The 20501-nt window shown below is 66.1% G+C and carries 14 protein-coding genes; 4 read left to right on the top strand and 10 right to left on the bottom strand.

Annotation, left to right across the window (positions count from 1 at the left end; translation table 11 throughout):
- Positions 1-236: 236 nt before the first annotated feature.
- Positions 237-767, top strand: a complete 531-nt coding sequence (locus tag KF715_09575; GenBank protein MBX3736926.1) for a hypothetical protein — start codon at positions 237-239, stop codon at positions 765-767.
- Positions 768-1091: 324 nt separating this feature from the next.
- Here the strand turns inward: KF715_09575 and KF715_09570 are convergent, their stop codons facing one another.
- The 5 genes from KF715_09570 to KF715_09550 form a co-directional block, all read right to left on the bottom strand.
- On the bottom strand, positions 1092-2768 hold the full coding sequence (locus KF715_09570; protein ID MBX3736925.1) for an acyl-CoA carboxylase subunit beta: 1677 nt from the start codon (positions 2766-2768) through the stop codon (positions 1092-1094).
- Entirely contained in the window at positions 2765-3253 is a 489-nt protein-coding gene (locus tag KF715_09565; GenBank protein ID MBX3736924.1) for a hypothetical protein, read from the bottom strand. Before KF715_09565 ends, KF715_09570 begins: the two co-directional genes overlap by 4 nt.
- An 18-nt stretch (positions 3254-3271) precedes the next feature.
- The gene (locus KF715_09560; protein MBX3736923.1) at positions 3272-5017 is read right to left on the bottom strand and encodes a hypothetical protein; all 1746 of its coding nucleotides are present in this window, start codon (positions 5015-5017) and stop codon (positions 3272-3274) included.
- A gap of 16 nt (positions 5018-5033) precedes the next feature.
- Positions 5034-6263 (bottom strand): cobalamin-dependent protein, encoded by a 1230-nt coding sequence (locus tag KF715_09555; protein ID MBX3736922.1) that lies wholly within the window; start codon positions 6261-6263, stop codon positions 5034-5036.
- A gap of 215 nt (positions 6264-6478) precedes the next feature.
- The gene (locus tag KF715_09550) at positions 6479-9961 is read right to left on the bottom strand and encodes an autotransporter-associated beta strand repeat-containing protein (GenBank protein MBX3736921.1); all 3483 of its coding nucleotides are present in this window, start codon (positions 9959-9961) and stop codon (positions 6479-6481) included.
- Positions 9962-10212: 251 nt separating this feature from the next.
- On the opposite strand from KF715_09550, the gene KF715_09545 reads away from it, so the two are divergent.
- Both KF715_09545 and KF715_09540 read left to right on the top strand, forming a co-directional pair.
- Entirely contained in the window at positions 10213-11394 is a 1182-nt protein-coding gene (locus KF715_09545) for a M23 family metallopeptidase (protein MBX3736920.1), read from the top strand.
- Between the two features lie 112 nt (positions 11395-11506).
- Positions 11507-13906, top strand: a complete 2400-nt coding sequence (locus tag KF715_09540; GenBank protein ID MBX3736919.1) for an ABC transporter permease — start codon at positions 11507-11509, stop codon at positions 13904-13906.
- Positions 13907-13924: 18 nt separating this feature from the next.
- On the opposite strand, the gene asnS is transcribed toward KF715_09540, so the two are convergent.
- Entirely contained in the window at positions 13925-15325 is a 1401-nt protein-coding gene (gene asnS, locus KF715_09535; GenBank protein MBX3736918.1) for an asparagine--tRNA ligase, read from the bottom strand.
- 154 nt (positions 15326-15479) lie between these two features.
- On the opposite strand from asnS, the gene KF715_09530 reads away from it, so the two are divergent.
- Positions 15480-15881, top strand: a complete 402-nt coding sequence (locus KF715_09530) for a hypothetical protein (GenBank protein MBX3736917.1) — start codon at positions 15480-15482, stop codon at positions 15879-15881.
- A 142-nt stretch (positions 15882-16023) separates the two neighbouring features.
- Here the strand turns inward: KF715_09530 and KF715_09525 are convergent, their stop codons facing one another.
- The 4 genes from KF715_09525 to KF715_09510 form a co-directional block, all read right to left on the bottom strand.
- On the bottom strand, positions 16024-17859 hold the full coding sequence (locus KF715_09525) for a M14 family metallopeptidase (GenBank protein MBX3736916.1): 1836 nt from the start codon (positions 17857-17859) through the stop codon (positions 16024-16026).
- A 268-nt stretch (positions 17860-18127) separates the two neighbouring features.
- Positions 18128-18871 carry an SDR family oxidoreductase gene (locus tag KF715_09520; GenBank protein MBX3736915.1) on the bottom strand — a complete coding sequence of 248 codons (744 nt, stop codon included), beginning with the start codon at positions 18869-18871 and terminating at the stop codon, positions 18128-18130.
- Complete coding sequence (locus KF715_09515) at positions 18868-19755, bottom strand: alpha/beta hydrolase (GenBank protein MBX3736914.1); 888 nt, start codon at positions 19753-19755, stop codon at positions 18868-18870. Before KF715_09515 ends, KF715_09520 begins: the two co-directional genes overlap by 4 nt.
- 54 nt (positions 19756-19809) lie before the next feature.
- Positions 19810-20391, bottom strand: a complete 582-nt coding sequence (locus tag KF715_09510) for a TetR/AcrR family transcriptional regulator (protein MBX3736913.1) — start codon at positions 20389-20391, stop codon at positions 19810-19812.
- Positions 20392-20501 lie beyond the last annotated feature (110 nt).

Genomic DNA, 20501 nt, shown 5'->3' with positions numbered 1-20501 from the left:
GCTCTGCAGAGTTCATCGGCAAGGAGCCGCCTTACTTCAGCGGTGTTTACAATTGGCCCGCGTTTATCGGCGCAAAAACGACGGACTTGAGGAAAATTCTCTGAGGAAGCGGGCCGTCCCGGATTTATGCGGTGTCTCCCGCATTAGGCGCGGGAAACCCCCTAGCGGAAAAAACGAGGCGGGGACGCGTAGGCACACGGATAATTGGAAATCGCGTTTTCGAGGATGCTGGTCGCATGACAACGACCCGCACCCTCCTCCGCTACGCCGCGCTCACCCTCGCGGTCGTCGCGACCACCTTTTCCGCCCATGCGGGCATCAAGAGCCCCCGACTCCTCGCCAAGATCGCGCAGAACACCCCGGCTCCCGTCATCGTCGCCAAGGGCAACGAGATGAAGCTCGCCGAGGAAGCCGCGAAGACCAACGGCGGCACCGCCCTCTGGGGCATCGGCCACTCGATGGAGCCGCTCTACGCGCCGGGCACCGCGGTCGTGGTCAAGGAAATCGCCTACGACGACATCAAGAAGGGCATGACCCTCGTCTACCGGAAGGCCAATGGCGGCCTCGTCGCCCACAGCGTGATCGATGAAGATCGCCGCGGCTACGTCGTGCAGGGCGTCAACAATGACGAAGCCGACGCGGTCTCCGTGAACGAGAAGAACATCGTCGGCGTGATCGTCGCCGCCTACAGCACGCAGGCCGGTGGCTTTCACCAGATGATGGCGATGTCCGGCAACACGAACGCGAAGACCGTCGCGATGCGCTGAACCGAACTGAGACGCACCGAACAGCACGCCGCGCGAGATTCAAACCAGACAAACCGAACCGAACTGAACCCACTTTCACTTTAGGACTGACAGGTCCGTTGTCACAGGAGGCCGCGCAGGGGTGCGCGGCCTCCGCCTTTTGTGGGCCGGAGGTTTGCCGCGAAGAGGCACGAGAAGGCGCAGAGGCCAAAGCGGAGCGTGGGCCACACGGCATCTTTCCTCTTTCTCTTGATCTTACTCTTTCTCTCGGGATCGGCGCTTGGGCCTTCGGCGGCTAGAGGAGGAAAGATTAAGAGAAAGAGGAAAGAGAAAGATTCAGAGGGCTCACACCTGCAACACGCCGGTGTGGAAATTCGCGCTCGGCGCCGGCCGGCAGGCGAGGGCGAAGGCGCGGATGAGCGTTTCGCGCGTCTGGTGCGGCTGGATGAGCGCGTCGACCCAGCCGCGGGCGGCGCCGTAGCGGATGTCGGTCTGCTCGATGTAGCCGGCTTTCACCTGCGCGCGGAGGGCGTCGAGTTCCTCCTTCGTGCGCTCGGTCTTGCCGGATTTCGCGAGGATGTTGAACACCACGTCGCTCGCCTGCGCGGCGCCCATGACCGCGTATTTGCCGTGCGGCCAGGAGAAGATGAAACGTGGGTCGAAGGCCTTGCCGCACATCGCGTAGTTGCCGGCGCCGAACGAGCCGCCGGTGATGACGGTGATCTTCGGCACGGTGGAATTGCTGAGCGCGTTCACCATCTTCGCGCCGCTGCGGATGATGCCGCTCTGCTCGGCGTCCTTGCCGACCATGAAGCCCGACACGTCCTGCAAAAACAGCAGCGGCACGCGCGTCTGGTTGCAGTCCATGATGAACCGCGCGCCCTTGTCGGCGCTGTCGGCGTAGATGACGCCCGGCATCTGCAGGCCCGCAGCGCCCGCGGCCTTCGACTGCACGCGCATGCGCTGGTTGGCGACGATGCCAATCGGCCGGCCGCCGAGCCGTGCGAAGGCGCAGACGATCGATTTGCCGTAGTCGGCCTTGTATTCGTCGAGCGAACCGGCGTCCACGAGGCAGCGGATGACGTCTCGCACGTCGTATTCCTTGCGGCCGTCCACGGAGACGAGTTCGTAGATTTTGCTCGCCGGAAATTCCGGCGAGAGTTGAGAGCTGAGGACTGATTGCTGAGAGCTGTCCGAGGTGGTCCGCGCCGTCCCTGGCGCGGACTGTTCGCGCGAACCACCTTCCGCCGGCAGGAGGCCGATCAACGAGCGCAGGCGCTTGAGCGCCGCGGGGTCGTCCTTCTCCTTGAAATCCACCGTGCCGGAAATCTCTGCATGCATCGCGGCGCCGCCGAGCGTCTCGGTGTCGGTTTCCTGGCCGATGGCGGCTTTCACGAGCTGCGGGCCGGCGAGGTAGAGGCCGCTGCCTTCCGTCATGAGGATCTTGTCGCAGAGGACGGGCAGGTAGGCGCCGCCCGCGACGCAGTTGCCCATGATGGCGGCGTATTGCGGGATGCCGGCGGCGGAGAGGACGGCGTTGTTGCGGAAGATGCGGCCGAAGTCGTCCTCGTCCGGAAAGATCTCGTCCTGCATCGGGAGGAACACGCCGGAAGAGTCGACGAGGTAGACGAGCGGCAGGTTGCACTCGAAGGCGATGCGCTGGGCGCGGAGGACCTTCTTGCACGTCATCGGGACGAACGCGCCGGCCTTCACGGTGGCGTCGTTGGCGACGATCATGCACGGGTGGCCGGCGATGTCGCCGATGCCGGTGACGACGCCCGCGCCGGGGAACGCGCCCCACTCGCGATACATGCCGTGCGCCGCCCAGAGGCCGACCTCGAGGAACGAGTCCGGCGAGTCGATGAGCGCCGCGATGCGCTCGCGCACGAAGAGCCGACCGAGCTTGTGCTGACGCTCCTGCCCCGCCGCGCCGCCACCCTCGCGCAACGCGGCTTCCTGCTGCGCGATTTCATTGCAGCGGTCGAGGAGCGCGGGAGTGGGGGAAGGTGTAGTGGGTTTCATTTGGGCGACGACTGATCGACGCTTCTTTTGCCGTTCTCGTAGGAGAGTTTGGCAGTGCCTCCTGCAGTAGATTGAACTCTTTTGGACCAATCAGCAGGCGGAGTGGGGCTCTGTGCGCGAAGTCTGAGATAGTCGCGGATCAACGCGTTCACCTGTTCGTAGTCCATGCACGGGAAATTGTGCTGTGGCACAAAGACCTGATCCCCTGGCTCCAAAGGCGGCTCTGCTTTGAATTCAGCGAGCGTTTCCCAAATGTTCCTTCGAACCGTCGTGGTGTGGCCCGAAGGATCTTTCCGGCTGATCGAGACGATCGCGCAACCTTCAATGGAGAAGCCTCCGGCCCGAACAACCAGTGCGATCACGCCGTCGGTTGGCTGGAGAGGATATTTCCCCGCATGTTGAATACCGCCGCCGATCTCGAAATCCTCGCCGGACGCGCACGCGTTAGAAACAAGGAAAAGCAGCAATAGCAGTGTAATTCTCACGAGAAGATTCGAGATTCATTAAACCATCGGCCGGAATTTTCCGACCACGCCGGTGAGACATGCCGTGATTTGGCCGAGGGAGCAAACTTCGACGGTGTTCACGAGTTCCCCAAAAACGTTGCCGCCGTTGCGGGTGACGTTCTCGAGTTTCTGCAGGGCGTCGGGAGCTTTCTTCGCGTGCTTCTTCTTGAAGGCTTTCAGGCGCTCGACTTGCAGGCGCTGTTTCTTCGGCGGCGTGCGGGCGAGGGGGACGTTCGGGTGCGCTTCCTCGGAGACGTATTTGTTGAGGCCGATGATCGGGCGTTGGTGCGCGTAGATCTGTTTCTCGTAGGCGTGGCCGGCTTCCTGGATTTTGCTGCGCTGGTAGCGCTGCTCCATCGCGGCGATGACGCCGCCGAGCGTGTCCATCTCGCGGAAGACATCGAGGATGCCTTTCTCGACTTGGCGCTCGAGCGCGAGCAGGCCGGGCGCGCCGCCGAACATGTTCATCATGTGCCTAAACACGCCGGACTCCTCGAGGATGATCGACTGGCCGTGCGAGGCGAGGAGCGCGTATTTCTCAGTCGGCGTCGTGAACGGCTCGTCGGCGGAGTTGGAGTGGCACGAATTAGTGTAGTTCATGTAGGCCAGCATCAACTCGACGGCGGTGCGCGTGAGGTTGTTCTGGAACTCCGCGGCGATGAGCGAGCGGCCGGAGGTTTGCGTGTGCAGCTTGAGGATCTGCGCTTTCGCGTCGGCGCCGAACACGTCGCGCATGGCGATGGCCCAGATGCGGCGGCAGACGCGACCGAGCACGAGGTATTCGACGTCGAGGCCGCAGTCCAAGAAGAACGAGAGGCGCGGGCCGAAGGCGTTCACGTCGGCGCCGCGCTGCTTGAGCAGCTCGACGTAGGTGAAGCCGTTCGAGAGCGTGAACGCGGCTTGCTGCACGGGCGTCGCGCCGGCCTCGGCGATGTGGTAACCGGAGATCGAGACGGGATACCAGCGCGGCATGTTGGGCACGCACCACTCCATCATGTCGCCGAGGAAGCGCAGCGACGCGTCGATGGGGAAGATGACTTCGTTCTGCGCCTGCACTTCCTTGAGCATGTCGGCCTGGATGGTGCCGCGGAGATTCGGGACGCAATCGGCGCCGAAGCGGCGCTTTGCGGCGGCGATGAACATCGCGAGGATGATCGGCGCGGGGGCGTTCATCGTCATGGAGACGGAGGCGTCTTTGCGCGTGAGGTCAAAGCCGGCGAAGAGCCGCTGCATGTCCTCCACCGTGTCGATCGCGACGCCGCCCTCGCCGACTTTGCCGAGCACGCCTTCGTGATCGGAGTCGAGGCCGTAGAGCGTCGGGCCGTCGAACGCGGTGGAGAGGCGGATGCTCTTTTGGTTTCGCGAAAGGTATTTGAAGCGCGCGTTGGTGTCCTCCGCGAGGCCGAGGCCGGCGAAGAGGCGCATCGGTTCCTCGCCGGTCGCGCTGTCGCGGTCGAGATACATCTCGCGGTAAGCGGCGTTGGCGTAGGGGAACGAGCCGGGCAGTCCTTGGCCGAGGAGATAGTCGGCGATGGCACCGGGCTCGTCGGTGTCGGGCAGCGCGAGGCGCGGGATTTTGGTGCCGGTGGGCGACGTCGTGTGATCGACGCTCGCGCGGATTTTTTCCCAGCGAGCGCGGAGGTCCGCGGCGTAGGCGGCGTCGGTGCGGGCGCGCTGCACTTCGGCCCGGACGAAGGCGTTGTAGGTATCGACGGAGTCGGAGATTTTTCCGAGCTGGCTCATGCGTGGGAGAGGGAGTTCAGAGTTTAAGCTGGCAGGCCGCTTCGCCGCCGGTGGAGAGGGTGAGGCCGCCGCGCTCGGCGAGGGCGCGGAAAAGTGTGTCGACGCCGGGATCGAAATGTTTCGCGGCGGTCGTGGTATGGAGCGTCTGGCCTTTGCCATTGTAGTCGAGGCGCGCCTGGATCTCGGCCTTGGCGGTGTGCGCCATCGGGTGGTCGCATTTGTTCAGCGCGACGAAGTCGGCGCCGTTGAGCAGCGCGATTTTCTGCAGCTGGATGCGGCCGCCGTAGTAGGGCGCGAGGACAAAGAGCGTGGCGTCGACGAGCTTCGTGCTGCCGAAGACGCCGAACGGATCGCTCTCCTGGCCGACGCCGACGGATTCGACGAGGATCAGGTCGAACTCGCCGGAGGCCTTGAGAATGTCGATCGCGGCCGGCGCGGCGGCGCTGAGGCCGGTGAGGCTGCCGCGCGTGGCCATCGAGCGGAAGAACACGCGGTCGTCCTGCGCGTAGATCGCGCTCACGCGGTCGCCGAGGATGGCGCCGTGCGAGTCGGGATGCGACGGGTCGTTAGCGAGGATGGCGATGCGGCCGTGCGGCACGTGGCGGAGGAAGCGCGAGGTGAGTTCGTCGATGAGCGTGGATTTGCCGGCACCACCGGGGCCGGCGATGCCGAGGACGAACCCGCCTTCGCGGCTGCGCCGCTTCGGCGAGGTTTTGGTGCGGGCGACTTTGCCGAGGAATGCTTCCGTCTCGGCGATCGTGATGGCGCGGGCGAGGGCTCGGTCGCCGCGGAATTTGGCGTTCGGTTTCGCGTCGCGGGCATACTCGCGCTTGATGAGCGTCATGATGTCGTCGAGCGGCGTGCCGGCGAAGAAGATGCGGTCGGTGCCATGGCGTTTCATGACGCGCTCGTCGGTGGGCGTGATGGTGCCGCCGCCGCCGCCGAAGACGGGGATGTCGCCGGAGCCGAGCGCCTTGAGGCGGTCGACGACTTCCTTGAAGAAGACGATGTGGCCGCCGTTGTAGGAGCTGAGGCCGACGACGTTGGCGTCCTCCTGGATGGCGGCGCGCGCGATGGCGGTGGCCGACTGGTGGTAGCCGAGGTAGATGACCTCGATGCCGTGGCGGGCGAGTTCGATGTTGATGGTCGTGACGGCGCTGTCGTGTCCGTCGCAGATCGGCACCGCGGTGAGGATGCGGAGGGGAGCGGCGGCAGCGGCAGCGCGGCGGGGTTTTGCGGCGGCCATAAGTTGGCTATGACATACGTCGGTGCGTGTCGTGCGCAACTGCCGGGCAACGGCGTGCGGGAAATCGCAGCGTCGCTAATAGGGGGGTATGAGCGGCGAATGCCACGCCGCAGCGACGAGCGGGCGGAGGGTTTGGCGGGAGCGAGGGGCGGGGCGGACAAAAAGAAACGGCGGTCGCGAGACCGCCGTTGCGAGGGAGAAAAGATGCGGAAGGTTCAGGAGCGTCTGGCGCGGCGGTGGGCGGCGTAGCCGACGACGAGCAAGCCGAGGCCGAGGAGCGCGTAGGTGGACGGCTCGGGGACGGGCGTGAAGTTGAGGAGGAGTTGCGTGTTGTTCGCACCGCCGACGGAGAGGGTGAACAGGCCGCCCTGATACGCGGTGAAATTATCGGTGTTGAGGACGAGGTTGCTGGTGCCGGCCTGGCCGTCGCCGATGAGACCGGTGATCGCGGTCGGCGCGGTGAGCAGGGCGAGGGACGCGGGCGAGCTGAAGTCGGTGGTGAGCGCGCCGAGCGTGTCGTTGGCGGCGGACCACGAGTTGATTTGGAAGGTGAACGGGTTGAGCGTCGTGGCGCTGATCGCGAAGGTGCCGGGGGTCGTGACGAGGATCTGGTCCCAGCCGTATCCGGCCGAGCCGGCGAAGTCGGAGATGTCGAAGCTGGCGGTGCCGCCGGAGGCGAAGGTCAGGTTGTTCGTGAAGGTGAGGGTGCCGGGCGAGTTGCCGGGCGAGAGCGTGAGCGCGCTGTCGACGGTGATGGGAGTGGAGAACGTGCCGGTGCCGCCGAGGACGTTGCCGGTGCCGGTGAATACGAGTTGGTTACCGATCGAGATGCCGGCCGCGAGGCCGAGGCGGCCGCCGTGGAGGGTGACGGTGCCGGTGCCGAGGGCGGTGGAGCTGCCGGCGACGAGGACGCCGCCGTTGATGGTGGTGCCGCCGGTGTAGGTGTTCTGGCCGTTGAGGGTGAGGGAGCCGGTGCCGTTCTTGACGAGGGCGGCGTTGACGGTGGCGACGGTGGCGGTGCTGGAGTTGCGGCTGCCGCTGAGGGCGCCACCGATGGTGGCGTCGAGCGAGGTGTCGGTGAATTGATTGATGGTGAGCGTGGAGCCGGCGGCGAGGGTGATGTAGGAGCGGTCGGTGCCGCCATCGCTGTAGATGGGACTGCCGCCCATGATGCTGCCGATGACGGGGGCGGAGGTGGTGAACTGGAGGTCGGCGCCGTTGGAGAGGCAGACCATCGAGTTCGCGGAGCCGAGGGCGGTGTCCGAGCCGGCGATGACGAGCGGGGTCGAGTAGAGGCTGCTGCCGATGGAGTTGTTATTGTTGTAGTTGACGTAGCCGATCTCGAGCTCGGAGGTGGTGAGGTTGCGGTTGTCACCGTTGAGGGTGAAGGTGCCGTTGCCGACGAAGCGGAGTTCGTCCGGCGTGCCGCTGAGGTTGCCGTTCAGGGTGAGGCCGTTGTTGTTGTAGGAGCGGACGCGATAGGCGGGATCGTTCTTATCGGTGGTGGAGTAGGCGCCGAATTGCAGCGCGCTGCCGCTGTTGAAGGTGATGTCGTTGTGGATGGTCAGGTCGCTCGAGGTGGCGATGCCGGTGAGGTATTCGCCGTAGTAGCCGGCGACATTGAGCGTGCCGGTGCCGAGCGGGCCGCTGATGATGCCGTCGCTGTTGGCGGTGGAGCTGGCGCCGAGGAGGAGGTAGCCGCTGTTGAGCTGGGTGCCGCCGGCGAAGGTGCTCGCGCCGCTGGTGAGTTCGACGACGCCGCGTTCGACGGGTGTGGTGCCCATGTCGCCGATTTCGAGGGAGGTGACGTTGCCGGATTGGAGGGCGCTGTCGATGGTGAGCCAGGATTTGCTGCCGACGCCGGTGAGGGAGAGGCGGCCGGAGTGGGCGTTGTCGGCGACGACGGGGGCCTTGATCGTGCCGGTGAGGTGCACGTGGGAGGTGGTGCCGAGGAACAGGAAATTCAGGCCGGACAAATCGATGGGATCGGAGATGGTGCGGCCGTCGGAGTTGGCGGAGTCGAGGCCGAGGATCGAGGTGGAGGCGTAGTTGCTGAGGCGGGCGATGAATTGCGTCGGGGAGAGGCCGGTGTTTTCGGTGACGCCGGTGTAGGCATGGTCGTCCATCTGGAACTGGCCGACGCCGTTGGCGCCGAGGGCCGGGAGGGCGTGCGCGGAATCGAGGACGACGATGGAGCGATCGTTGATGAGCGAGGAGGAGGCGGTGGCGGCGCCGACGGTGCTGTTGTTGCCGCGGAAGTAGACGACGAGCGGATCGTAGGAGTTGGTGCTCTGGACGCGGATGCCGACGGGTTGCGTGAGGTCGGACTGCACGAAGAGCGTGCCGTCGCTGCCGCCGAAGATGTAGGTGCCGCCGGAGGGCGGAGTGATCGTGCCGGTGAGCGTCGCGTAGGTGCGGGTGCCGAGGCCGATGAATTGGGTGTGGTCGGCGCTGAAGCCGGTGAGATCGATGTTGTCGGCGAAGGTGGTCGGTGTGGACGAAAGGTCGGGATTGGTGTCGAAGCCGAGCGAGCCGGAGAAGCTGGCCCGGTCGTTGGTGGTGATGTGCGTGAGGATCGTCTCCATGCCGCCGGAGAAGCCGGTGGAGAGGTAGCCGTTGTTGACGGCGGAGATGTTGCCGGTGGCCGGGATCGAGTCCGGCGTGTAGAAGATCACGCCGGCGCCGTCGGCGATCGTGCCTCCCGTGTAAGTGTTCACGCCGCTCAGGACGGCGAGCGGGGGATTCGAGGGCGTCTGGTAATAGGCGAACTGGGTATTGCCGGAATATTGTCCGGCAGGCTTGGTGAACCGCATCGAGGTCGCGCCCGCGGTGGCGTCGTGGATCGCGCCGCCGATGAAGAGGGCGCCTTCGACGCCGATCTTGACGGTGGTGTCCTTTTGCAGAGGCGTGATGTCGCCGAAGAGGGAAATGCCGTTGTCGTAGGTGTAGTTGCCGAGCGTCACGTCGTTGCCGAGCGAGATGGCGTTGTGGAGTGTGACTTCGGTGAAGGGCGCGGTGCGCAGTGCGGTGCCGTCGCGGAGGGTCAAAGTGCCGGTGCCGACCGGGCCGCGAATCACCGTGCTGCCCTCGGCGGTCGAGCTGCTGTTGAGGTAAATGGCGCCAGCTTGGACATCGAGGCCGCCGGAGAAGGTGTTTTCGGAGGAGTAGAGCGCGAGGTCGCCCGTGCCGGTCTTGGTCAGTTGCGCGGGGTTGTTATCGTCCTCGATCTGGCTGTGGACGTAGAGTGTCGCGTCCGTGATGTTCCACGTCTGATTCGCGAGGAGGACAATCTCCGAGCTCACGGTGGCGAGGGAGCCGTTGCTGCCGTTGATCGTCACGCCGCCGGTGCCGATCCCGATCCGGGCGTCGTAACTGGAGCCGAAATTGTAGGTCGGCGCGGGCGCGTTCAGCGTGATGCCGTGCACGGCGATGTCGGTCTGGAAATCCAAGTTAGCCACACCGTCCGCCGACGGGATGCCGTTGCTGGCGCCGAAGACGAGATCGGTCGCGGTCGGGCTCGACACGGGCGCGTTGGCGTCCGCCCAGTTGCTCGCGAGGTTCGCGTCAGCGATGGCGACTTTGTTGAAGACAAAGGCTCCGGCACCGGTCCACGTGTAGGTAACCGTCGTCTGGGCCAAAGCGGCGGCGGGGAGGAGTAGGGGCGCGAGGCGGCGCAGCAAGCGGATCACCGGTCTCATGCGCCGGTGATATGCCACGGACGGGCGTTGGTTCAACATTTTTGCAGGAGCGGAGCGCGACGAAGTCGGCGCGGTGCGCGCGGGGCAAAGTCGGGTGCGCGCGCGTCCTTGCCACGACGATTCCCGGGCGCGGGAAAAAAGCGGTTGGTCAACCGGAGAGGGCCGGAAGACGTAGCGCGCTTAAGCGCGATGGGGGAGCGGTTTAGGGGACGCGAGAAAACGAGGCACGCGCGTTGCATCGTGTGCGAGTCATGCATCAGCCCCGTCGGTTTCCCGTTTTTGCGCGCGCGATTTTCTTCCGTGCGATCCTCGCGCTCGCTGCGTTCCTGCCCGCCGCCGCGCACGCCAGCTACGAAGACATCGTGAGCGCGTTCACGGCGATCCGCTCGAACACGACGTTTCCCGTGCAGGGTAAAACGCTCGACGACATCGAGGAGACCTTCGGCCCGCGCCGGCAGCCCTCGCTCAGCGGCAGCTACGACTGGCACCGCGGCATCGATATCGATGGCACCGGCGGCGAGAACATCCTCGCGGCCTACGGCGGCACGTTCGAGAAGCTCGATTACTCGGCCAGCGCGGGAAACTACGTCGTCATCAAGCACACGCTGCCGTCGTCCGTCGCCTTCGGTCCGAATCCCGCCAAGCAGACGTGGACGACTTTCTACACGTATTACATGCACCTGAGCGACGACAGCGTCACGCTGATCGACAATCAGGGTTGGGCCAAAGGCTCCGCGATCACGGCCGGCACGACCATCGGCTATCTCGGCAACACCGGCGGCTCGGGCGGCGAGGCCTACGCGTATCACCTGCACTTCGAGCTGCGCTTCGGCACGTCGAACCCGCTCGAGAACCAGATCGCCGGCGACGGCCTCACGGCGACGGACGCGTGGTTCGATCCGCACATGCACCCGCTGCTGCTCTTCAATCCGAACGACGCCACGCTCCGCGGCGCGTCGAGCGGCGCGACCTACGCGCAATCGCTCTCGCTCCTCGCCGCCGGCACGCACGCGGACGGTCTGACCTTCCAATACACGTCCTCGCTCGACGAACTGCCGATGCTCAACCGCTTCGACGTCACCGTGCGCGAAATCGCCAGCGGCAACGTCGTGCTCAGCCACACGCTCGATTTCAACCAGCGACTCGGCTTCGACGCCACGACCAACGCCGCGCTCGACACGCGCGACCTGACGCAGCCCTACAGCGCGCCGCAATACTTCGAGGACGCCGATACGACCTTTAATTCGCAGCTCGTGGTGCCCACAAGCTGGCTCGGTGCCTACAACAGCGCGGCGTATTCGGTCGGCGTCACGGCGAGCGACATCTGGCTGAACGCGACTTCGCTCACTGTTTCCGCCGTGCCGGAGCCGACGACCTACGCCGCGCTCGCCGGGTTGCTCGCGCTCGGCGCGGTGACGTGGCGGCGGCGCTGAGTGGCGTGAGACTGGCGGGGAATTCGGTTTGAAACGCCCGGCACTTCGCCGGTAGGAAGACGGGTGCGGGCCATTTTCAATGCGGCGGCCGATGGGTGGCTGCAGTTTCGCCATGCTCTCCGAATTTAAAATCGCGGCGCGTTCCCTCTCGCGCAGCCCGGCGCACACGCTGGTGGTCGTGCTTACTCTCGCGCTCGGGCTCGGCACGGCGACGGGTTTCTTCACGGCGTTCGTGCCGACGCTGGTGCCGTCGCTGGGCTATCCGCAACCGGACCAACTCGTGCGCGTGGAGCTGCAGAACAAGCAGAGCGCCTGGCCGATGCCGATCGATGCGTTTCATCGCGAGGCCTATGCCGCCGCCCGCTCCTTCCAAGCGGTGGCGTTGATCAATACCGAGATGATGAACGTCGTCGTCGAGCGCGAGCCGCGCGGCGTTTTCGGAGTGGCGGTGGACGCCGGGTATTTCCCTTTGCTCGGCGTGCGTTTCGCGCTGGGGCGGGGCTTTTTGCCGGAGGAAACCCAGTCCGGCACGGATACCGTCGCGATCGTCACCTGGCAGTTTGCGCGCGGCATGGCCGGGTCCGGCGATGTCCTCGGTCGCGAGATCGTCATCAACGAGCGTCCGCGACGGATCGTGGGAGTGCTCCCGGAGAGCTGGCGGCCGATCGTCAATCTCCCGAACGGTGCCGTGTTCGTGCCGCTCGTGGTGCCGGATGCGGCGAAGGCGCCTTATTTCTGGACGCAGATGGTCGCGCGTCTTCGCCCCGGAGTGACCGGCGAGCAGGCGGAGGCGGAGTTGAAACAACTGCCGTTGCCGCCGGCCGCGGCGCAAATGAAATGGCTCGAAGATTACACGCCGGCGGTGCGGGGAGCGTTCGACATCGCGCATCTGGAGTGGGCCCGGCGTTACCAGACGATGCTGTGGTCGGGCGTGGCCGCCATCGGCTGCCTGCACCTGCTGGCCTGTGTCAATGCCGGGAGCCTGATGCTCATCCGCACGCTCGGCCGGCGGCGGGAGCTCGGAATCCGGTTGGCTCTGGGCGGCAGTCGCTGGCGGGTGGCGCGACCGTTCCTCGCCGAAGGGGCGTTGCTCACCGGGGCGTCGCTGGTCCTGGGTTGGGTGGTGGCGCGATGGTTGGTGCCGGCGTTGCTCGCGCTCGCGGCGGATGGCGAAATGGCGAAGGCGTTGGACGAACGCCTGCAGACCGATGCGGAGCTTTTTCTCGCTGCGCTGGCCGTCGCGACTGGTGCGCTGGTCACGTTGCTGCCGCTCTGGCGTGTCGGCCGGCTCGAAGTGAACGAAGTGGTGAAGGAAGGAGCCCAAACGGTCGGCGAACCGCCGCGCCTGCGCCGGCTGCGCGGCGCGTTGGTGGTGACGGAGACGGCGCTCGCGGTCCTGCTCCTGACCGGTGCGGGCCTGCTGATGCGAACCTTCCGGCAATTGCAGGATGTCCAACGCGGCTATGCGGCGACCGAGCGCCTTCTGGTGCGAGTCTATCCGACGGCAATGACAAACGTGAAATGGGCCGAGCGTCTGCCGCATTACGAGCGCATCGCCGAAGCGATCGGGCGTCTGCCGGGAGTCACTGGTGCGGCTCTCACGACGGCGGCGACTCCGCGGCCCACGACTTTCCCGCGCAAACTCAAACTCCGCGATTCGGCGGGGGAGCGCGAAACGGATCTCGATGTCGACGTCTCTGCTGTCGCGCCGGATTTTTTGGAGCTCGCCGGCGTGCCGACATTGCTTGGACGTTCGCTCCGGTCCCTAAAGCGCGGCGATCCGGCGGTGGTCGTGGTCAACGCCGCGTTCGCGCGGAAATATTTCCCTGGAGCGAGCCCGCTCGGCGCGACGCTCGAAGTCACGAACAAGGAACGCTGGGAAATCATCGGCGTCGTCGGAGACACCCTGGCCACGCGGGGCGGCGCGGTGCCGCGCTGCTACTATCCAGTCTGGCAAAACGGTCCGATGTTCGCGACGGAGCTGCTGGTGCGCAAAGAAGGCCTCGCCGGGGAGGACTTCCGCAAAACGCTGCGACGCGCCGTCTACGAGGCGGAGCCGGGCTTTGCGGTGATGAATATCGATACCATCGAGCGGGTGCTCGGCAACGAGACGAGCATGGAGCGTTACGCCGCGGCACTGCTCAAATTGCTTTCGGGTTTCGCGGTCGCGCTGACCGCGGTGGGTTTGTTCGCCACGATGACTTTCGCGGTGGCGGAGCGACGCAATGAGTTCGCCATCCGTCTGACGCTCGGGGCCACGCCGGGTGCGGTGGCGCGGATGGTGTTGACGCGTGGCGTCGCACTCGCGGCCGCAGGTGCGCTGCTCGGTCTCGCCGTCGCCGCCGCGCTGGCTCGATTCCTCGAAGCGTTGCTGTTCGGGGTGCGACCGATCGACGCGCTCACTTTCGGAGCGGTGGGTTTGCTGGCGCTGGTGGTCGCCGTGCCGGCCTGTCTTTTTCCGGCTTGGCGTGCAGCGCGGGTTGATCCCGCACGGGTATTGCGCGACGAGTGAGCTGAGAGTGGATGCAGCTCAGAAATCCGCCGTGCCCGGCGTGCGGGCGAAGGGGATCACGTCGCGGATGTTGCCGACGCCCGTGACGAACATGAGCATGCGCTCGAAGCCGAGGCCGAAACCCGCGTGCGGCACGCTGCCGTAGCGGCGCAGGTCGAGATACCACCAGTAACCCTTTTCGTCGAGGTGGTGCAGCGCCATGCCTTCGCGGAGTTTTTCCAGACGCTCCTCGCGCTGGCTGCCGCCGATGATCTCGCCGATGCCGGGGACGAGCAGGTCCATCGCGGCGACCGTCTCGCGGCCGGGCGCGCAACCGTCGTTGGCGCGCATGTAGAACGCTTTGATCGCGCGCGGATAATTGTAGACCGTCGTCGGACACTTGAAGTGCTCCTCGGTCAGGTAGCGCTCGTGCTCGGCCTGGAGGTTCGCGCCCCACGAAACCGGGTGCTCCCAGGTCTTGCCGCTCTTCTCGAGAATCTCGACCGCCTCGGTGTAGCTGCAGCGGACGAAGGGTTTTTCGAGGACGAAGTCGAGGCGCGCGAGCAGGTCCTTGTCGACGAACTTGGAGAAGAATTCGAGGTCCGCCGCGCAGTGCTCCTTCGCGTCACGGATGAGGTATTTCACGAACTCCTCCGCGAGATCCATGTTGCCGTGGATGTCGCAGAACGCGACTTCGGGCTCGATCATCCAGAACTCGGCGGCGTGGCGCGACGTGTTGCTGTTCTCGGCGCGGAACGTCGGGCCGAACGTGTAGATGCTGCTCAGCGCGTGCGCGAAGATCTCGCCCTCGAGCTGACCGGACACGGTGAGGAACGCCTTCTTGCCGAAGAAGTCCTTCGCGTCGTCGACGTGCTTGCCGTCCTCGGTGCGCGGCGGGTTGGCGACGTCGAAAGTCGTCACGCGGAACATGTCGCCTGCGCCCTCGGCGTCGCTCGCGGTGATGATCGGCGTGTGGACGTAATGGAACTGCTTGTTCTGGAAAAACTGGTGGACGGCGTAGGCGAGGCGGCTGCGCACGCGGAACACGGCGCCGAAGAGGTTCGAGCGCGGACGCAGGTGCGCGATCTCGCGGAGGAACTCGAGCGTGTGACCCTTCTTCTGGAGCGGGTAGGTCGCGTCGGCCTCACCGAGCACGGTGAACTTCGTTGCGACGACTTCCCACTTCTGGCCGGCGCCCTTCGATTCGACGAGCTTCCCGTGCACTTCGACCGACGCGCCGGTGTTGGCGCGCGCGACTTGGGCGTAGTCGGGCAGCGAGGCGTCGACGATCACCTGCATGCCCTTGAGGCACGAGCCGTCGTTGAGCTCGATGAACGAGAAAGCCTTGGCATCGCGGCGGGTGCGGACCCAGCCCTGGAGGAGGATGGCGTCGCTCGGAGCGGTGGCGTGGTGCGCGTCTTTGACGAGGGTGCGTTGCATGGCGAAAGAGGGAACGAAACCAAGCGGCGCGTGCGGCGGTTGGCAAACCCGATATGACGCGGCGGGCCGCACGTTCCTCGTGGGGAGAGGCAGGATGTCCGGGCACGGGAAATACCCGGGCAACCAATCGCTGCCCGCTTAGCTCTAACGCCGCATGAAACCGACAGCTCATGCTTCTGAAAATCACGCGGCGCGGTTGCTCGTCTCGGTGTTGGCGGGCGCGGCGCTTGGCTTGTTTGCCGGTTGTGGCTCGGAAACCGTGGCGCCCGTGCCGCCACCGGTCACTCCGCCGAGCACAGCGGTGGTCGGCGCGATGCCGGCGAGTCAGATCATCATCACGCAGGCACCGCCCGTTGCCATGCAGGAGCAGGTGATCGGCCCGCGCCCGTCGGTCAACCACCTGTGGGTCGACGGCTGGTGGGTGTGGCGTGACGGCCACTACGTGTGGCGCCAAGGCGAGTGGGTGATTCCACCGCGGAGCGGCGCCGTGTGGGTGCCGCCGCGGTGGGAACGCCGCGACGATGGCTACTTCTTCATCGAGGGCTACTGGCGGTGACACGCCGTGTCCGGCGCGCGCCAGGCCAACGGTGCGGTGCGCTGAAACAGCGCGAAGCCAAGGTGGGAGCCTGCTTGCCGGCGACACGCGCGCGTCCGTGGCGGCGCGGCGCTTGCAAGCGGGCTTCTGCGGCGGAAGAACTTTATCGAACGGCGCTCAACGGCGCCGCGTCGTCGCGCTCGAGGCCGACCGGATAGAGCAGGTGGCGCTCGTCGTAGAATTTCGAGCGGCGATAAAACCACTGCAGGCGCGCGGTCGGGTTCTTCGCGAAGGCCGGATCGGCGGCGAGCTTGGCCTCGAACTCGGCCTTCAGCTTCGGGTCGTCGGCGAGCATCTTTTCCGCGAGCGGCGCGATGACGTAGCCTTCGATGTATTCGGTGCGCTGGAGGATTTCCGGAAAAAAGCCCCACGCGAGGAACGACTCGTCGCTCAGCGGATCGAGCAGCATCATCGCCAGGTCGCCGAGCGGTTGATCGGTCGAGACGCGGACCGAGCCGGTGGGATAGAGCTCGTCGCGCGTCTCCCATTCGACGCGCTCGAACTTGAGGGTGTGGTGGCTCTCGAAGGGCAGCGCGCTGGGCTTCGGGCCGACGAGGCGCGCGAGCGTGACGCGCACCGTGGTGTCTTCGGCCAGTTCGTCGAGCGAGATGCCGTGCAGCCGCAGGCGCTCGATGAGTTCGGGTTTCGTGACGGGCACGTAGAACGCCTTCGGGCGGACGAGCGTCGCGCCGTTGATGTCGAGATGCACGGGGAGGCCGGGATAGGTTTTGGGCGTGCCGAGCCAGCGCACTTCCTGGGTGCCGGAGGCGGGCGATTCGTAGTTCTCGAAGGCGATGCCGGCGAAGTCGACTTTCGCGTCGGTCTCGCGCGGCACGCCGAAGTTGGCGGGCAGTTTCGCGGGGCGCGCGGCGCGGTCGGCTTCGATCGCGGTGCGGACACTGGCAGCGTTCTCGCCGAGCGTGCGGAGCGCCGAGGCGAGCAGCACGTAGGTGCCGAGCACGCGTTGGCGGTAGGGTTTCAGGGAATGGTTCTCCACGAGCACGCTCGGGATGTGGCGCAGGTCGCCGTAGCCGTGGGAGAAGCGCGGCGTGGCGGTGCCGGCGGCAATGCCTTCGGACAGGTCGCGATTGTTCTGCGCAAAAATGAGCGGGCCGGGGATGTGGCCGGCGGCGGTGAGGGCGCGGCTCACGGCGGGATCGAGCACGTCGTCGAGCCACTGGCCGATCTGCGGCGACCAGGCGAACTGCCCGCCGTAGCCGTTGTGGCCGAAGGTGACGTCGTATTGGTAGTCGATGCCGTCGGTCACGTGCAGATCGAAATAGAGTTCGGGTTCCCACGCGTTGAGCACGTCGAGCAAGGCGCGCATCTCGGGCGCGTCGGCCTTCATGTAGTCGCGATTGAGGTTCAGGTTTTGCGCGGTGGTGCGCCAACCCTGGTGAACCGGGCCACGTTGGTTCGGTCGGTTCCACTCGGAGGAGCGCTCATGGCCGTCGGCGTTGAAGACGGGGATGAGCAGGAAGTTGGCCTTTTTGAGCAGTGGCGCTTGGTCGCCGAACGCCAGGTCGCGCAGGAGCATGAGGCCGGCGTCCTTGCCGTCGATCTCGCCCGAGTGAATGCCCGCCTGCGCGAGCAAGGTCGGGCGGCCGTTCTGCGCGAGCGCGGCGGGGTCCTCCGCACCTTCCTCACTGGCGACGACGAGCACGAGCGGGCGGCCCTGCGCAGTCGCGCCGAACTCCACCAGCTTGATGTGCGGCGACGCGGCGGCGAGTTTCTCCAGCCACGCGAGCGTGTCGGCGTAGTTGGGCGAATCGGTGAGGCCGGTCTTCTCCGCGGGCGTGATCCACGGGTTGTCCGGTCGGGCGACGAGCGCCTCGCTCGCGCCATGCCACGCGGGGGCGGGCGGAAGGAAGTCTTGCGGCGAGGCGGCGTGCGCGACGAGCGCGAGGACAAACGGGACGAACAACAGGCGGGTTTTCATGCGCAGAATCGCGACGATGTCGCGGGCGAAGGAAAACAAAAGGCCGAATCGCGCGTCACGCAGTGACGTCATCGTTTCGGCCGGAATCCCCCGCCACCCGTCGGGCGGCGGAGAGAAAAGATTGTCCGGCCGCGAGCGCCGGACGTGCGTTGGTGGTTGCGCGGATCGCTGTCACTCCGGCCCGAGCGATGACTCGAGCGCGACGAGGACGGTGAGGGCGGCGATGACGATGACTCCGGCGAGCATGGCGTGGAGAAGTTACGGGCGATCAGACGTGGCGGACGCCGCCGTCGGCGACGATGTCTTCGCCGATGATGAAGCTGGAGTCTGCGGAGAGGAGGAAGCGCGCGAGCTTCGCGATTTCCTCGGGGCGGCCGGCGCGCTTGAGCAGCGTGCCTTGGCCGAGCGAGTCGATGAGTCCTTTCGCGGCGGCGGGATCGAGGCCGAGCTTGCCGAAGATGGGCGTCTCGATCGGGCCGGGGCTGAGGGTGTTCACGCGGATGCCGCGCGGCGCGAGTTCGGCGCCGAGCGAGCGGCCGAGCGAGACGACGGCGGCCTTGGTCGCCGAGTAGATGCTGGCGTGCTCGAAGTTCACGCTGGCGACGACGGAGGCGTTGATGACGATCGCGCTCGGATTCGCGAGGAGCGGGAGGAGCGACTGGATTTGGAAATACGGGCCGCGGACGTTGACGTTGAACTGGTCTTCGAAGTCCTGCGGCGCGGCGGCGTCGATCGGGCCGAACTTGCCGATGCCGGCGTTGAGGAACGCGCCGTCGAGGCGCGTGACGCCGTGCGAGCGCAGCGTGGCGCCGAGCGCCTGCGCGTCGGCGAGGCTGGCGGAGTCGGATTTGACGACGAGCGCGGTGGCCGGAAGGGAGTGGCGCGCGGCGGCGAGCGTCTCGGGATTGCGGCCCGTGACGATGACTCGCGCACCGTCGGCGGCGAGGAGTTGAGCGGTGGCCAGGCCGATGCCTGTGGTGCCGCCGGTGATGAGGATGGTTTTGTTTTTCATGAAAGGGAAAGGTGGCGGGTGAGAAATGCGCGCATGAGCGCGGCGATCGCGGGGGCATCCTCTTCGAGGGCGAAGTGCCCGGTCTCGAGGAGATGCAACTCGGCTTGCGGCAGGTCGCGCAGGTAGGCGCGCGCGCCGGCTTCGGTGAAGAACGGGTCGTGGCGGCCCCACGCGATCAGCGTCGGCGGTTGGTGCCGCCGGAAATAGGCCTGCCACTCGGCGTAGCGCGGCGGGTTGTTGCGGTAGTCGTGGAGCAGATCGAGCTGGATGCGGATGTTGCCCGGACGATCGAGGCCGGCTTGCGCGTGGACCCAGGCGTCGGGGCTGACGGTGGCGGCATCGCGGGTGCCGTGGACGAATTGGAAGCGCGTCATCTCCGGCGTCAGGAGGCCGCGCGCGGGAATCTCGGTCTCGGCGGTGCGTTCGCTCCAGAACGGGCGGAACGGCTCGAACGCCGCGCTGATGCCCTCGACGTAGGCGTTGGCGTTCTGGATCACCAGTGCCTGCACCCAGTCGGGATGGCGCGCGGCGATGCGCAGGCCCACGGGTGCGCCGTAGTCCTGCAAGTAGAGCGAGAACCGGGTGCAGCCGATCGCGAGCAGGAACTCCTCCATCACCTCGGCGAGCCGGTCGAAGGTGTAGCCGAATTCCTCGGCCGTGGGAGCGGAGCTGCGGCCGAAGCCCGGGTAGTCCGGCGCCACGACGTGGTAGTCTTGCGCGAGGAGCGGGATCAGATCGCGGAACATGTGCGATGACGTCGGGAAGCCGTGCAGCAAAACCAGCGTGGGCCGGTCGGCGGGGCCGGCTTCGCGATAGAAAATGTCGAGACCGGACACGGTCTGCGTGCGATAGCGGACGGAAGAGGAAGGGAGGTTTGATTTCATGCGGAGGATCGGAGGGCCTATCGGAACGAATATTCCAGAAACTCCGAAAACAATTCAGTCGAGCGCGTGCAAAGCCAGCTGGGCGCTCTGGCGCAGGCCGTCGCGATCGCCGAGCGCGCGGGAGGCGACGGCGAGGCCGAGCATCGTGTGATAGAAATAGCGGGCGAGCGCGACCGGGTCCTTGGCCTTGGCGATCTCGCCCCGCCGTTGCGCGGCGGCGAAGCGCGAGGCGAAGAGGCCTTCGGTGGAGCGGGCGTGTTCCTGCGCCAGGGCGCGCACATCGGCGTCGTGCGGCGAGAGCTCGACCATCGAGTTCACCATCAGGCAACCGGGTGAAGCCTTGGCGCATTGGCCAGCGATCATGTGCTCGAAGAGGGCGGCGAGGGACTCGCGCAACGGCCGGTCATCGCCCTCCAGCGCGCGGCGCATTTGATCGAGCGCGCGCGTGAGATAGCGCTTTAGCGCCTGATGGTAGAGCGCCTCCTTGTTGCCGTAGGTGTCGTAAAGGCTTTGGCGGCTGACCCCGAGCTCCTCGACGAGGTCGTTGAACGAGGTGTGCTTGAAGCCGCGCGCGCGGAAGAGCTCCAGTGCTTGGTCGAGCACTTCGGCTTCATCGAATTCTTTGACGCGCGGCATGGCAGTTAAAAGAACGTGCATTCCAGAAACGTCAAGCGGCGAAAATCGACGCCTCACGGCCCGGCAACGCTCCGATCCGTCCCGGCGCTCGGAGGGATGGATGGCGCAAC

The sequence above is a fragment of the Candidatus Didemnitutus sp. genome (assembly GCA_019634575.1).
Classification (GTDB): domain Bacteria; phylum Verrucomicrobiota; class Verrucomicrobiia; order Opitutales; family Opitutaceae; genus Didemnitutus.
The sequence above is the reverse complement of the archived record's forward strand: the minus strand, read 5'-3'. Positions and strand labels throughout refer to the sequence as shown.